Genomic DNA, 14,446 nt, shown 5'->3' with positions numbered 1-14,446 from the left:
TGGCCGGGCGGGAACACGACCTCGTGGCCCAGCCGCTCCAGCACGCGCACGGTGGCCAGCGCGACCCTCGGGTACATCGCGTCCACGATGCACGTGGCGAACAGTGCGATTCTCATGCGGCCTCCGGTCGTAGTGTCGGTAATGTCTCAGCGGGAGACGGGGTCACTGGGATCCAGCAGGTGCAGTTCGGCTCTGCGGGGCATGCCTTCCCAATCACCGGGGACCAGGCAGGCGAAGGCGCCGACCTGGTTGGCGGTCAGGAGACGCTGGTTGATGTCGGATCCGCGGAGGAGTTCGGAGAGGTAGCCCCCGACGAAGGCGTCTCCTGCCCCGACCGTGTCCACCACGCGCACCGGCACCGCTTCCCGGGCGTACTCGGTGCCGTTAACCAGTGCCAGGCATCCCTGGGCACCGCGTTTGATGATGACCTGGGTGGGACCGAGTGCGGCGATACGGCTGGCCAGTTCCCCAGGCCCGGAGGCAGGTCCGACGGCGATGGCAGCTTCGTCGTCACCGGCGAAGACGATGTCCGCCTTGGCCATGATCTGCCGGAACTGATGCCCTGCTGCCTCTGGGGACCACAGGGCCGCCCGGTAGTTGAGGTCGAAGGACACCAGGACTCCGGCGGCCTTGGCGCGGTCGATGGCCTGATGCGTGGTGGCAGCCGCCGAGCTCGAGAGTGCGGGGGTGATGCCGGTGACGTGGAGCAGCCGTGAGCGCTCTAGGACACCGCTGGGGACGTCGTCCGGGTGCAGACGGGACCCTGCGCTACCGGAGCGGTAGTACCAGACTTTGAGCGCCTCGGCGGTGCGACGTTCTTTGATCATCAACCCGGTGGGGGCGGCGTCGTCACGAACCGGGACGACGGTGATCCCTTCCCCCCTGAGTTCGCGCACGACCAGGTCTCCCGGGCTGTCGGCCCCGACGCGCCCGATCCAAGTGACGGAGGTGCCCAAGCGCTGCAGGGCCACGGCCACGTTGCTCTCGGCGCCGCCGATGCCCAGGCTCCAACTGGGGGCGTAAGGCAAGGGGCCCGGGGTGTCGGTCTTGAACAGAGCCATGGTCTCCCCGAAGGTGACGACGTCGGTGGTCACGTCCTGTCCGGGTTCGGGCAGGACGCTCATGCTGATTCCTCCGGTGCCGCGGCTTCGGCCATCAGGGCACTGACTCCTGGGATGGACATGGTGGCTCCTCAGATCGGAAAGGGTCACGGATGGGATGGTGGTGCCGCCGTACTGTGCGGTCAGCAGGGAGGAACCGGGCGGGTCAGGAGAAGGTGCCCTGGCGTGCCAAGGCGACGGCCTCCGTAGTGAGTCGGGTGATTTGGGCGAAGTCACCGGATCGGACCAGGTCCCGGGACACCATCCAGGAACCACCCACGGCTGCCACCGCGGGGATCGCCAGGTACTCGTGGAGGTTCTTCGGGCCGACGCCGCCGGTGGGCACGAAGCGGACCCCGCCGAACGGGGCGGCAAGTGCTGAGATCGCCGGGGCGCCCCCGGAGGTGCCGGCGGGGAAGAATTTGACCGTGGTCAGGCCCAGTTCCAGGGCCGCCTGGACCTCGGTGGCGGTCACGGCCCCGGGTAGCGCGAGCACACCGTGGTCCTGGCACCGCTCCACCACCGCCCGGCTCAGGCCGGGCGAGACGATGTAGGAGGCTCCCGCGGCGACTGCCTGGTCGACCTGCTGGGCGGTGAGCACCGTGCCCGCTCCTACGAGCATGTCCTCGCGGTCGGCCATGACACTGATCGCCTCGGCTGCCGCTGTAGTGCGGAACGTCACCTCGGCGACGGGCAGGCCCCCGGCCACGAGGGCAGTTGCCAGGGGTCCGGCGTCGGCCGCGTCGTCGAGCACGACGACGGGCACCAGGCGCGATGCGCAGAGGAGGGAAAGGGGGTCACTCATCAGGATCTCTTCCAGGTGGGTTGCGTGTAGGTGGTCGTCATGCCCTGGCATTGCGGCGGTGAACTTGCCGCCTGCCCGCTGGGCCGGGTCAGGCCCTTGGCGCGGTGGTTGAGCGGCCCCACCCGTGACGGTCGGGGTGGGGCCGCAGCGTCGAGACGCTTGCCCGGGCTCAGCGCAGAGAGGTGACGGGGGCGGCGTCCATGTCGTCGAAGGACTGGTTCTCCCCTGCCATGGCCCAGATGAAGGAGTAGGCGGCGGTGCCGACCCCGGAGTGCACCGACCAGGACGGCGAGATGACCGCCTGCCGATCGGCGATCACGAGGTGACGCGTCTCCTCGGGCTGGCCCATCAGGTGGATCACCCGGGCCTCGGCGGGCACGTCGAAGTACAGGTAGCACTCGGTGCGGCGGTCGTGGGTGTGCGCCGGCATCGTGTTCCACATCGATCCCGGGTGCAGCTCGGTCACGCCCATGACGATCTGGCAGGACTGGACGCCGTTCTCGTGGATGTACTGGTTCAGGCTCCGCCGGTTGCTGGTGAGCTGATCACCGAGCTCACGCACCGTGCCCTGCCCCTTGAGCACCAGCTGGGTCGGGTAGGTGGTGTGTGCCGGGGCGCTGAACAGGTAGAACTGCGCGCCCTCGGTGTCCTCGCCTGCGGGGGCGTCGGCGAAGACGATGTCTCGGGTGCCGCGGCCGATGTACAGGCACGCCCCGTTGGGCAGGGTGTGGGTCTCACCGTCGGCGGTGACCGTGCCGGTGCCGCCGACGTTGATGATCCCCACCTCGCGGTTGGCCAGAAAGTACTCCGCGCGCAGTTCCTCGAACGTCGGCAGTGGAAGTTGCTGGCCGGCAGGCACCGCGCCGCCGAGAACGATCCGGTCGTGATGGGTGTAGGTGACTTTGACCTCGCCGGGGACGAACAGATCCTCGACCAAGAACCGCTCCCGCAGCTCGGTGGTGTCGAAGGCCGGGAGCTGCTCCGGGCTGGTGGCGTAACGCTGTTCCATAGTGGTTTCTCCAGTTCTGGGGGGATGTTTCACATGAGTCGGTGTCTGGTGGGTGTTGTGACGGTGGTGGTCAGCGCACCAGCCAGCCGCCGTCGACCGGGATGATCGCGCCGTTGAGGTAGTCCGAGGCGGGAGAAGCGAGGAAGACGATCGGGCCCTGCAGGTCCTCGGGGCTGCCCCAGCGGCCAGCCGGGATGCGGTCCAGAATCGACTTCTCGCGCGCTTCGTCGGCCCGGATCGGGGCAGTGTTGTCGGTGGCCATGTATCCCGGGGCGATTGCGTTGACGTTCACCCCGTGGGCGGCCAGCTCGTTCGCGAACGACTTCGTGAGGCCGGCCACCGCGTGCTTGCTCGCCGCGTAGCCGGGCACCAGGATGCCGCCCTGGAAGGACAGCATCGAGGCGATGTTGATGATCTTTCCTCCGCCCTGGGCCACGTATTGTCTGGCGGCGGCCTGGGACAGGTGGAACACGGCGTCCAGGTTGACCGCTAGCACGTCGTCCCAGTCCGCGGCCGGATGCTCCAGCAGGGGTGCCCGCCGGATGATCCCGGCGTTGTTCACCAGGATGTCGATGCGCCCCAGAGCGCTCACCACGGACTGGACCGATTCCTCCAGATCCTGCGGGGTCGCCGTGACCAGGTCCTGCTCGATCAGGTGCACCCGCCGACCCAGGGCTTGGACCTTCTCAGCGGTCTCTTGCGCCCCGGCCCGGTTCAGCAGTGCGACGTCGGCGCCCGCCTGCGCCAGCGCCACCGCCGCACCCTGCCCCAGCCCACGCGAGGAACCCGTCACCAGGGCGACTTTCCCATCCAGTCGGAATGAGTCGAGAACCATCAATTTTCCTCCATCAATATGAACACTGTCGTGCGTGACTCCACGGCCCAGGACCTGAAGAACCCGGGCCGTACCGTGGCGGCTCAGTAGTAGGTGCGCAGGTACTCCGCCAGGCACAGGATCGCCATGGCTTGGCCGTACGGCATCGAGGTGCGCGGGATCGCGCGGTAGAAATCCAGGTCCGAGCCCATCCCGGTGCCGAAGGAAACCTGCTGCAGCTCGCCGTCCTCGGAGATGTTCGCGATGACCGCCTGGACTGCCTTCTCGGCCACTGGAGCGTACGTGGCGTCGAGGTATCCCTTGCGCACAGCCTTGAGGATTCCGTAGGCGAACCCCGCCGTTGCTGAGGCCTCGAGATAGGAGGAGGGGTCGTCGAGGAGTGTGTGCCACAGTCCTGTGCTGTCCTGCAGCTGCGCAAGGGTTGCGACCTGGGCGTCCAGGACCTCGATCAGGAACCGGCGCACCGGGTCGGATGCGGGTAGGTCCACCAGTTCCAGGAAGTCGGGGATGACCATGGTCAACCACGAGTTCCCGCGCGCCCAGCGGGCCTTGGCGAAGTTGTGGTTGCCCTCGAAGGACCACCCGTGGAACCACAGCCCCGTCTCGCGGTCCATGAGGTAGGCCACGTGGGTGAGGAACTGGAAGGTCGCCTCACTGACGTAGTGCGGTCGATTCAGCAGCAGACCGATCTTGGTCAGCGGCAGGACCGTCATCATGAGAGTGTCGTCCCACAGCTGGTGATGGTTCTCCTCGGCCAACGTGATGTGCTGCATCCCGCCGTGCGGGGTGCGCGGCATCGCGCGCATCGCCCACTCGGCCCACGAGTCCAGCCACGGCAGGAGCGTGCGGTCGCCCGTCTCCTCGTACCGGCAGGCCAGTGTCAGAAACGGCGCCATGGTGTTGACGTTCTTCGTGGTGCCCTCGGCCAGTCGCGCGGTGAACCAAGAGTCGATGATCTCGCTCATCGCCGTCTCACCGGTCTGGTCGTAGTACTGCCACATCCCGTACAGGCCGATGCCGTGGGTCCATTCCCAACCCGCCCAGCCCTTGGTGTCGATGACCCGTCCGTCGTCCAGGCGCAGGAGGAATTGGCCCGTCTCGTCCGTGATGTTGACCAGGTTGTCCGTCAGCCGGTGGACCAGCTCCTGGAGTTCCGCCCGGGAGATGGAGCGCTCCGGTGCCCGCAGCAGCGGGCTGTGCTTTACCGGCCACTCTGCCTGCAGCCCATTCGTCGTCTCAGTCATCACCGTTCTCCGCTTACGTGTTGTGCCCTCGTCACCCTGCCTCGCCGAAACCGGTCGGGTTCCGGTACGAGTCGATGTTGAACTTGCAGGTGGCGCCGGCAATCTTCGGTGCCCGATCGGCGTTCTGGCGCCGTCGTGGTCCGTTCTGTCATGGTGCCCACCGGGCCGAGGAAGCGGGCGATGCTCGTGCGGTGTGTCGTCCAGCGAGGCTCGATCCGGGGCGAGCTGCTGTCCGCTTCCTCGGCCATGGGCTGGATTCATGCGCGGTCGGCGCTGACCGGCCGCGGCGCGGTCCCGTGGTCCTCGAGGTCCTCGAGCGACTTGCCCTTGGTGTCGGGGGACAGGAGCGTGGCCAGGGCCGCGACGAGGCAGATGCCTACGGTGGCCGAGCCGATGACCAGCGGAACGTTCGTCGTCCCGGGAGGAGCGATCGCGGTGAAGATGCTCGGGAAGAACGAGGCAAGCATGAGGCCGATGTTCTGGGATACCGCGAACCCGGTCACGCGGATCCGCATCGGGAACTGCTCCTGGAAGAACGTGGCGAAGGTCGCGTTCCACATCTGGAAGAAGGTTCCCTGCACGATCACGACGAACACGAAGACCAGGAACAGGCTCCCCTGGTCGATGGCCCACAGGTAGGCCCCGGCCAGCACGCCGCCACCGATCCCGCCGACCACCATGAGCACCCGCCGGCCGATCCGGTCCGACAGCGCGCCGAAGGCCGGGATCGTCGCCACGGCAGCGATGTTGGCCACCAGGGTCACCCAGAGGAAGTCACTCTTGGAGAAGCCGATGCCGTAGCCCTCCTGGGTCGCGTAGGACACCCCGAAGATGAGGGTCGCCATGCCGATCACGTTGGTGAAGGTCATCAGGACGCACCGCACGAGGACCCACGGGTGGGTGCGCAGGAGGTCAACGAGCGGGAAGCGGCGCTTCGCCACAACCTCCTCGGACTGTGCGAGGTAGGCCGGGGGCTCCTGCACCCGGCGACGGATGAGGTAGCCGGCCAGGATTACGAAGGCGCTAAGCAGGAACGGGATGCGCCAGCCCCAGGACTGGAACTGGTCGTCGGGGAGCAGAGCGGACAGCGGCAGCAGCACAGCGGTGGCCAGAATCGAGCCGACCTGCGTGCCCTGCAGGCTGAAGCTGGCGAAGAAGCCGCGCTTGGCATCGGGAGAGTGCTCGACGATCATCGCGCTAGCCCCGCCGAGCTCCCCGGCAACTGCGAATCCCTGGATCAGGCGCAGGGTCACCAGCAGGGCGGGCGCCAGGATGCCGACTTGCCCGTACGTGGGCAGCAGCCCGACAGCGAAAGTCGCGAAGCCCATCAGCAGCATCGCGAAGACGAGCACCTGCTTGCGCCCGTGCTTGTCCCCGTACGCACCCAGGACGACAGCGCCCAGCGGGCGGGAGACGTAGCCCACCGCGTAGGTGGCCAGCGAGGCGATGAGCGCGACGGTTGGGTTCTCGGTCGGGAAGAAGATGGTCGGGAAGATGAGCGCGGCGGCCAGCGAGTACAGCGCGAAGTCGTAGTACTCCAGTGCGCTGCCGATCCAGCCGCTCATCGCGGCCTTCTTCGGGTTGCGCACTCCGATGCTGGCTTCGGGTCGGGTGTCCCCGGGTGACGTGGTGGTCATGTGCTGACTTCTTTCATCGACATTGGCGAAGAGGCCGGAACGGGTCCGTGCGGGACGGTGGTCGGGACTGCTGAACGGGTGAGGCAACCGCTGCTCGTCCCGGCTGGGTCGTCGATTGCGGTTAGGGCCTTCTCCCCTCGATGAAGGAGGCGAATGAGAGTCCGTGAGGTCCCTCACATTCCTGAATCGTTTCATCAGAGTAGGGGGTGAGGTGGGTCACGTCAACGCCCTGCAGAAAAATGTCAACCCGCCCCCACAGTTGCGCCGAGGGGCACCCCCTCGGCATGACCAGGAGGCGATAAGGAATGGTGGGCTAGCTCGGCGCGGAGGTGACCGGGCGGTGCAGTCTTGGCCTCATGGCGGCGGAGCCGACGTTGCGGACGCCGCTTTTGATCAGTCTGTGCCGATGTCAGCGGCACACCATGATCGTCGGATGACTGACGATCAGGCCTTGGAGGCGCGTGATGCGCTGCAGGCTCGGGTGCGCAGCACGGATCAGGTCAGGCGGAAGTACTGGGTCAGCGCTTCCGCGGAGCTGCCCTCGACGAAGTACGGGGCCATCTCGGCCTGCCACCGGGCGTTGACCGGATGGGCGTCCATCAGCTGCTCGGTGGCGGCGACGTCGTCGGCCTCGAAGTAGCCCACGACCAGCCCGTCCTCCGGACGCAGGAACAGGGAGTAGTTGCGCCATCCCGTCTCCCGCAGTGCGGCGAGCATCTCGGGCCAGACCCGCTGGTGCACCTCGACGTACTCGGGCAGCCTCTCCGGCCTGACGTGGAGCAGGAAGCACCGGCGGGTGCGCGTGATCTCCTCGGGAAGCCGGATCAGCTCCTGCAGTTTCGCGGGGAAGCGGGAGGTGCTCATGCAGCACTCCTTCGGGAATGAGGCGACCCCAGAGGGTCTGCGACGGGTGGAAGGCGATGAGAAGGCGAACTCCAGCGGCCAGGATGGATCTGGATGTGACAGGTCTCTCCTCATGCGGGCCCCATCGTAAAGAGAACACCGCGTTCCAACGACTGGCGACACACCCTCCACCCCTGGGGGCGACACAGGAACTGAGTGCCCCCTGTGCACCTGACCCCGAACTCTCCGGTGTCATGACCGGAATTACTGCCTGCAAAGCGGCCTGGAGTATTGCGTAAGGGATCCGTCTGCCGGCAGAGCATTGACGTGACGCACTTCACTCGGTAGCGTTATGAAACGATTCACATATCGAGTTAAGTGGCCGTCCCGGTCCTCGACGCCGTCTCCCAGAGAAGTGAGAGCCATGCCTGTTTTCGACGACATCGCGCCCCAGCTCGCCACCCAGGCCATCGAGCTGCCCTCCTGGGCGTTCGGCAACTCCGGGACCCGCTTCAAGGTCTTCGGCACCCCCGGCACCCCGCGCACCGTCCAGGAGAAGATCGCCGACGCCGCCACGGTGCACCGGTTCACCGGGCTGGCCCCGACCGTGGCGCTGCACATCCCGTGGGACAAGGTGGACGACTACGCGGCCCTGGCTGAGCACGCGGCCGAGCAGGGGGTGGGCCTGGGCACGATCAACTCCAACACCTTCCAGGACGAGGACTACAAGTTCGGCTCCCTCACCCACACGGACTCCGCCGTGCGCGCCAAGGCGATCGACCACCATCTCGAGTGCCTGCAGATCATGGACGCCACCGGCTCGCGAGACCTGAAGATCTGGCTGGCCGACGGCACCAACTACGCCGGCCAGCAGGACCTGCGCGGGCGCCAGGACCGGCTGGCCGAGTCCCTGGCCGAGATCTACGCCCACCTGGGCGCCCACCAGCGGCTGGTGCTGGAGTACAAGTTCTTCGAGCCGGCGTTCTACCACACCGACGTCCCCGACTGGGGCACCGCCTACGCCCAGGTCGCCGCCCTGGGGGAGCGGGCCGTGGTGTGCCTGGACACCGGCCACCACGCCCCGGGCACCAACATCGAGTTCATCGTCATGCAGCTGCTGCGCCTGGGGAAGCTGGGATCCTTCGACTTCAACTCCCGCAACTACGCCGACGACGACCTCATCGTCGGGGCCGCCGACCCCTTCCAGCTCTTCCGGATCATGGTCGAGGTGATCCGCGGCGGCGGCCTGGACCCGGCCGCGGGGGTCGCGTTCATGCTCGACCAGTGCCACAACGTGGAGGAGAAGATCCCCGGGCAGATCCGCTCGGTGCTCAACGTCCAGGAGATGACCGCCCGGGCGCTGCTGGTGGACCGCGTGGCGCTCACCGCCGCGCAGGAGGCCGGGGACGTGCTCGGCGCCCACCAGGTCCTCATGGACGCCTTCTACACCGACGTCCGGCCGGCTCTGGCGGCCTGGCGGGAGTCGCGGGGCCTGCCGGCCGACCCGATGGCCGCCTACGCGGCGTCGGGCTACCAGCAGGCCATCGCGGCCGAGCGCGTCGGCGGCACCCAGGCCTCCTGGGCCTCCTGAACCGCCCCGCGCCACAAAAACCGGACCCGCCGGGTTCCTGTTACCGGTGCTTCCCGCCGACCATTCCGATTGTTCTGGTCGACAGATGATCCGGTCCGCCTGATTCCTCCACTCCGTCACTCCCTTTGATTCATTTAAGACACTCTCCGAGGAGCCTCCTTTCCATGAACGCCCAGCAGACCACCACGAAGACCACGACACAGTCCGTTGTTGCCGACCTGATCGCCCGCTCCAACCGGCTGGGCGCGGACCCGAAGAACACCAACTACGCCGGCGGCAACACCTCCGCCAAGGGCACCGCCACCGACCCCGTCACCGGGGAGGACGTCGAGCTGCTGTGGGTGAAGGGCTCCGGCGGCGACCTCGGCACCCTGGCCGAGAAGGGCCTGGCGGTGCTGCGCCTGGACCGCGTGCGCGCCCTGCCCCAGGTCTACCGCGGGGTCGAGCACGAGGACGAGATGGTCGCCGCCTTCGACTACTGCCTGCACGGGACGGGCGGGGCGGCCCCGTCCATCGACACCGCCATGCACGGGCTCGTCGAGGCCACCCACGTCGACCACCTGCACCCGGACTCCGGGATCGCGGTCGCCACCGCCGCCGACGGGGAGCGGCTCACCGGTGTGATCTTCGGGGCGAAGGTCGTGTGGGTGCCCTGGCGCCGCCCGGGCTTTCAGCTGGGCCTGGACATCGCCGCCATCAAGGAGGCCCACCCGGAGGCGATCGGGTGCATCCTGGGCGGGCACGGCATCACCGCGTGGGGCGACACCAGTGAGGAGGCCGAGACCAACAGCCGCTGGATCATCGACACCGCCGAGGCCTACATCGACGCCCACTCTAGGCCCCAGCCGTTCGGCCCGGCCCTGCCCGGCTACGGGCCCCTGCCGCAGGACCGGCGCCGGGCGAAGGCCGCGGCCCTGGCCCCGGTGATCCGCGGGCTGGCCTCCACGGACCGCGCCCAGGTGGGCCACTTCACCGACGACCCCCGGGTTCTGGAGTTCCTCGCCGCGGCCGAGCACCCGCGCCTGGCCGCACTCGGCACCTCCTGCCCGGACCACTTCCTGCGCACCAAGGTCAAGCCCCTCGTGCTCGACCTGCCCGCCGACGCCCCGGTTCAGGAGTGCGTGGCCCGGCTGAAAGAACTGCACGCGGCCTACCGCGCCGACTACCAGGCCTACTACGACCGCCACGCCACCGAGGCCTCCCCCGCCATCCGCGGAGCGGACCCGGCGATCGTGCTGGTGCCCGGGGTGGGGATGTTCTCCTTCGGCAAGGACAAGCAGACCGCCCGGGTTGCCGGGGAGTTCTACCTCAACGCCATCAACGTCATGCGCGGGGCCGAGGGCGTCTCCACCTACTCCCCGATCGACGAGGCCGAGAAGTTCCGCATCGAGTACTGGGCCCTGGAGGAGGCCAAGCTCGCCCGCATGCCGCAGCCCAAGCCCCTGGCCACCCGAATCGCACTGGTCACCGGGGCGGCGTCGGGCATCGGCAAGGCCATCGCCACCCGCCTGGCCGCCGCAGGGGCGTGCGTGGTGATCGCCGACCTCGACCTCGACAAGGCACGGGCGGCCGCCGCCGAGATCGGGACCACCGACGTGGCGATCGGGGTGGCCGCCAACGTGGCCGACGAGGCCGCCGTGCAGGCGGCGATCGATGAGGCCGTGCTGGCCTTCGGCGGGGTGGACCTGGTGGTCAACAACGCTGGGCTGTCCCTGTCCAAGCCGCTGCTGGAGACCACCGAGGCCGACTGGGACCTGCAGCACGACGTCATGGCCAAGGGCTCCTTCCTGGTCTCGAAGGCCACGGCCAGGACCATGATTGCCCAGGACATGGGCGGGGACATCGTCTACATCTCGTCCAAGAACTCCGTGTTCGCCGGCCCCAACAACATCGCCTACTCCGCCACCAAGGCCGACCAGGCCCACCAGGTCCGGCTGCTGGCCGCGGAACTGGGCGAGCACCAGATCCGCGTCAACGGCATCAACCCCGACGGGGTGGTCCGCGGCTCCGGGATCTTCGCCGGCGGCTGGGGCGCCAAGCGCGCCGCCGTCTACGGGGTGCCCGAGGAGGAGCTCGGCGCCTACTACGCCCAGCGCACCCTGCTCAAGCGCGAGGTGCTGCCCGAGAACGTCGCCAACGCGGTCTTCGCTCTGACCGCCGGGGATCTCTCGCACACCACCGGGCTGCACATCCCTGTTGACGCCGGCGTCGCCGCCGCTTTCCTTCGGTGAGCCCCGTGAGCACCACGTCGGCCGTTGCCGCCGTCGACCTGGGAGCCACTAGCGGCCGGGTGATCCTGGGTGGGATCGTGGACGGGCGCTTGCGCCTGCGTCACGTCGCCCGTTTCCCCAACCAGCACGTGCGCCTGCATGAGGGCACCCGGACCGGGCTGCACTGGAACATCACCGAGCTTTACCGGTCCCTGACCGCCGGGCTGGCTCAGGCCGTGCGCCAGGAGGCCGAGGTGGCGTCGGTCGGCGTCGACTCCTGGGCGGTGGACTACGCCCTGCTGCGGGCCGGGCGGATGCTGGGGGTGCCCTACCACTACCGCGACGAGCGCACGGCCGCCGGGGTGGCGGCGGTGCACGCCCGGGTGGGCCCGGAGGAGCTGTACGCCCGCAACGGGCTGCAGCACCTGCCGTTCAACACGGTCTTCCAGCTGGCCGCCGACCAGGCCGCCGGGGACCTGGCGCTGGCCGACCGGGCGCTGCTGATCCCCGACCTGATCGGGTACTGGCTGACGGGGGAGCAGGTGGCCGAGGCCACCAACGCCTCCACCACCGGCCTGCTCAACGCCCGGACCGGGCGGTGGGACACGGAGCTCACATCCCGGCTCGGGCTGCCCAGTGAGCTGTTCCCGACAGTGGTCGCTCCCGGGACGAGGATCGGCGGCCTTCTGCCCGGGGTGGCCGCCGAGCTCGGGGCCGCCCCGGGGCTGCCGGTCACCGCGGTCGGCTCCCACGACACCGCCTCCGCGGTGGTCGCCGTCCCGGTCACCGACGACGAGTCGGCGTTCATCTCCTCGGGCACGTGGTCGCTGGTCGGGGTGGAGCTGGAGTCCCCGGTGCTCACCGAGGAAAGCCGGGCGGCGAACTTCACCAACGAGGGCGGGGTGGACGGGCGGGTGCGCTACTTGAAGAACGTCTCCGGGCTGTGGCTGCTCTCCGAGTCGATCCGCACCTGGGACGGGCCCGGGGCCACCGACGCCCAGTGCACCAGCGACCTCGCCGCCCTGATCGCCGAGGCGGCCGCGGTGACTCGGCCGGTGCCCGTCTTCGACGCCACCGATGCCCGCTTCACCGCCCCCGGTGACATGCCCGCCCGCATCACCGCCTGGTGCCAGGAGCGGGGCCTTCAGCCTCCGCGCACCCGGGCGGAGGTCGTCCGGTCCATCCTGGAGTCCCTCGCCGCCGCCTACGCCGCCACCATCGAGCAGGCCGAGCAGCTGTCGGGCAAGCGCATCCGCACCGTGCACGTCGTGGGCGGGGGCTCGCAGAACGCCCTGCTGTGCCAGCTCACGGCCGACCGCACCGGCCGCACCGTCTACGCCGGCCCTGGAGAGGCCACCGCCGTCGGCAACATCTTGGTGCAGATGCGGGCGGTCGGGCTCGTGTCTGGCAGCCTAGAAGACCTTCGGAGGATCGTCGCGACCACCTTCGAGCCCGTCCGCTACACCCCAAGGGTCCTCAGCTCCCCAAGGGTGGCATAAGCGGCGGCTCCCATGATGAACCGGTTTCGCGGATTCCAGCAGGTGCGGGAGGACCCGTCAGCGGAGCTGCCGTCGCGCAGTGGGCGGGCCCGACATGGTGAGACCTGCATCCATCCGCTGGTGTGTCCGGGTGGGCAACCACGCCCAGAGCCCGCCGCTGAGGGGCTTGGATACGATGGACACTCACCAGCGAGGAGATGGAACAAGCACATGACCCCTGACCGGCCGCCGGTGAGCATCAAGGACGTCGCCCGGGAGGCGAACGTGTCCATCGGCACGGTCTCCAACGTCCTGAACCGGCCCGAGATGGTCTCCAAGGACCGCCGCACCCGGGTGCTACAAGTGATCGAGGAACTGGGCTACGTCCGCAACGACGTCGCCCGCCAACTCAAGGCCGGCAACTCCCGCACCATCGGACTGCTGGTTCAGGACTCTTCCAACCCCTTCTACAACGAGATCGCCCTGGGTGCGGAGGCCGCGGCCGAGAAGCTGGGCCAGGCCGTGATCCTCGGCAACGCCGGATTGTCTGCGGCCCGGGAGAACCTGTACCTGGACCTGTTTGAGGAGCAGCGCGTGCGCGGGGTGCTCGTCACCCCCCAGCACCCGGAACGGGCCCGGATCGACGCCCTACGCTCCCGCGGCACCCCAGTGGTCCTCGTCGACGAGCACGCCCCGCCGCGCCTCTACTGCTCCCTGGCCGTCGATGACGTCGAAGGTGGACGCACAGCTGTGGAGCATCTGCTGGCCACGGGCCGGCGCCGGATCGCCTTCGTGGGCGGCCCGGACTCGCTGCACCAGGTGCGCGACCGCCATGCTGGGGCCCACCAGGCCGTGGCCGCCGTTCCCGAGGCGTCCCTGGAGGTGGTAAAAATCACGGCCCTGACCGTGCTGGAAGGCCGTCGGGCCGGGGAGCACGTCCTCGCCCTGCCCGCGAACCGGCGCCCCGAGGCGGTGTTCGCCGCCAACGACCTGGTGGCGGTGGGCCTGCTGCAGGCGTTCGTGTTCGGCCACCGGTTACGGGTGCCCGAGGATGTCGCCCTGATCGGCTACGACGACATCGAGTTCGCCACCTCCGCGATCGTGCCGCTGTCCTCCATCCGCCAGCCGTCCCGGCTGATCGGGCGCACGGCGGTGGAACTGCTCGAGGACGAGATCGCCGACCCCGACCACCGCCACCGCCACGTCAGCTTCCAGCCCGAGCTGGTCGTGCGCGACTCCACCCTGACCCCAACACCGCCTCGTGAGCTACGCCAGTAGGGCAAAGGCACCTTCCGTGCCATGAATCCCTCGCCCTGGGGTTCTGACCGTCCTAACTCCCCCATTCATTTCCGTGCAACTCCTGGTAGCACTGGTCGCGCCCATCACCCTGGCTGTCACAGGGTGCTGCGCTACTACCAGGCCTGCCGGGCCCTGTATTAACGACGCCATCTTTATGGAGCTGGGCGCCGGAAAGGCCCTGGACGCTCCCAGGGAAGTGCTGTGGGCGCTGATCCAGGCCAGAAGGCTCAGGGCGCTGATGCCCTAATTCTGGGATGCACCGAGATCTGCTAGTGCCGTGGCTGGGAACGTTTGCCGTGTAGGCGCAGACTGGGGTTGTCTTGTCTTCCCCGGAGGCTGCGATGTCCGAGCGTGTGCGTGTCCGAGAGATCTCCGATGAGGAGGGCAACCGGCTG

At 68.6% G+C, this 14,446-nt stretch carries 12 protein-coding genes; 4 read left to right on the top strand and 8 right to left on the bottom strand.

Features of this window, described 5'->3' with window-relative positions; translation table 11 throughout:
* The 8 genes from M3185_RS16600 to M3185_RS16565 form a co-directional block, all read right to left on the bottom strand.
* Positions 1–116 (bottom strand): heterodisulfide reductase-related iron-sulfur binding cluster (locus M3185_RS16600; protein ID WP_146200278.1); only part of this gene is annotated, 116 nt, incomplete at its 3' end.
* A gap of 30 nt (positions 117–146) precedes the next feature.
* Positions 147–1,124, bottom strand: a complete 978-nt coding sequence (locus M3185_RS16595; RefSeq protein WP_251334784.1) for a sugar kinase — start codon at positions 1,122–1,124, stop codon at positions 147–149.
* A 142-nt stretch (positions 1,125–1,266) separates the two neighbouring features.
* Positions 1,267–1,905 (bottom strand): bifunctional 4-hydroxy-2-oxoglutarate aldolase/2-dehydro-3-deoxy-phosphogluconate aldolase, encoded by a 639-nt coding sequence (eda, locus tag M3185_RS16590; RefSeq protein ID WP_251334783.1) that lies wholly within the window; start codon positions 1,903–1,905, stop codon positions 1,267–1,269.
* 169 nt (positions 1,906–2,074) lie between these two features.
* A complete protein-coding gene (gene kduI / locus M3185_RS16585) occupies positions 2,075–2,914 on the bottom strand; it encodes a 5-dehydro-4-deoxy-D-glucuronate isomerase (RefSeq protein ID WP_251334782.1) in 840 nt (279 codons plus the stop codon).
* Between the two features lie 70 nt (positions 2,915–2,984).
* Positions 2,985–3,749, bottom strand: coding sequence for a 2-dehydro-3-deoxy-D-gluconate 5-dehydrogenase KduD (gene kduD / locus M3185_RS16580; RefSeq protein ID WP_251334781.1), 765 nt, complete (start codon positions 3,747–3,749; stop codon positions 2,985–2,987).
* 83 nt (positions 3,750–3,832) lie between these two features.
* Positions 3,833–4,993, bottom strand: a complete 1,161-nt coding sequence (bglB, locus tag M3185_RS16575; RefSeq protein ID WP_251334780.1) for a beta-galactosidase BglB — start codon at positions 4,991–4,993, stop codon at positions 3,833–3,835.
* 257 nt (positions 4,994–5,250) lie between these two features.
* Positions 5,251–6,630 carry an MFS transporter gene (locus M3185_RS16570; RefSeq protein ID WP_251334779.1) on the bottom strand — a complete coding sequence of 460 codons (1,380 nt, stop codon included), beginning with the start codon at positions 6,628–6,630 and terminating at the stop codon, positions 5,251–5,253.
* Positions 6,631–7,125: 495 nt separating this feature from the next.
* On the bottom strand, positions 7,126–7,494 hold the full coding sequence (locus M3185_RS16565) for an L-rhamnose mutarotase (RefSeq protein ID WP_251334778.1): 369 nt from the start codon (positions 7,492–7,494) through the stop codon (positions 7,126–7,128).
* Positions 7,495–7,897: 403 nt separating this feature from the next.
* Between M3185_RS16565 and rhaI the strand changes: the two genes are divergently transcribed.
* The 4 genes from rhaI (at position 7,898) to M3185_RS16545 (ending at position 14,030) form a co-directional block, all read left to right on the top strand.
* Entirely contained in the window at positions 7,898–9,064 is a 1,167-nt protein-coding gene (gene rhaI / locus M3185_RS16560; RefSeq protein ID WP_251334777.1) for an L-rhamnose isomerase, read from the top strand.
* 164 nt (positions 9,065–9,228) lie between these two features.
* Complete coding sequence (locus M3185_RS16555) at positions 9,229–11,295, top strand: bifunctional aldolase/short-chain dehydrogenase (protein ID WP_251334776.1); 2,067 nt, start codon at positions 9,229–9,231, stop codon at positions 11,293–11,295.
* A gap of 5 nt (positions 11,296–11,300) precedes the next feature.
* The gene (locus M3185_RS16550) at positions 11,301–12,773 is read left to right on the top strand and encodes a rhamnulokinase (protein ID WP_251334775.1); all 1,473 of its coding nucleotides are present in this window, start codon (positions 11,301–11,303) and stop codon (positions 12,771–12,773) included.
* A gap of 210 nt (positions 12,774–12,983) precedes the next feature.
* Positions 12,984–14,030: a LacI family DNA-binding transcriptional regulator gene (locus tag M3185_RS16545; RefSeq protein ID WP_251334774.1), complete on the top strand. Its 1,047-nt coding sequence runs from the start codon at positions 12,984–12,986 to the stop codon at positions 14,028–14,030.
* Positions 14,031–14,446: the final 416 nt, after the last annotated feature.

The sequence above is a fragment of the Kocuria rosea genome (assembly GCF_023715525.1).
Lineage (GTDB): Bacteria > Actinomycetota > Actinomycetes > Actinomycetales > Micrococcaceae > Kocuria > Kocuria rosea_A.
This window is presented reverse-complemented; position numbering and strand designations above follow the sequence as displayed.

Coding starts and splice junctions, on each gene's coding strand:
- kduI (WP_251334782.1), bottom strand. CDS start 2,914: ATGGAACAGCGTTACGCCACCAGCCCGGAGCAGCTCCCGGCCTTCGAC.
- eda (WP_251334783.1), bottom strand. CDS start 1,905: ATGAGTGACCCCCTTTCCCTCCTCTGCGCATCGCGCCTGGTGCCCGTC.
- M3185_RS16545 (WP_251334774.1), top strand. CDS start 12,984: ATGACCCCTGACCGGCCGCCGGTGAGCATCAAGGACGTCGCCCGGGAG.
- rhaI (WP_251334777.1), top strand. CDS start 7,898: ATGCCTGTTTTCGACGACATCGCGCCCCAGCTCGCCACCCAGGCCATC.
- M3185_RS16570 (WP_251334779.1), bottom strand. CDS start 6,630: ATGACCACCACGTCACCCGGGGACACCCGACCCGAAGCCAGCATCGGA.
- M3185_RS16555 (WP_251334776.1), top strand. CDS start 9,229: ATGAACGCCCAGCAGACCACCACGAAGACCACGACACAGTCCGTTGTT.
- M3185_RS16565 (WP_251334778.1), bottom strand. CDS start 7,494: ATGAGCACCTCCCGCTTCCCCGCGAAACTGCAGGAGCTGATCCGGCTT.
- M3185_RS16595 (WP_251334784.1), bottom strand. CDS start 1,124: ATGAGCGTCCTGCCCGAACCCGGACAGGACGTGACCACCGACGTCGTC.
- kduD (WP_251334781.1), bottom strand. CDS start 3,749: ATGGTTCTCGACTCATTCCGACTGGATGGGAAAGTCGCCCTGGTGACG.
- bglB (WP_251334780.1), bottom strand. CDS start 4,993: ATGACTGAGACGACGAATGGGCTGCAGGCAGAGTGGCCGGTAAAGCAC.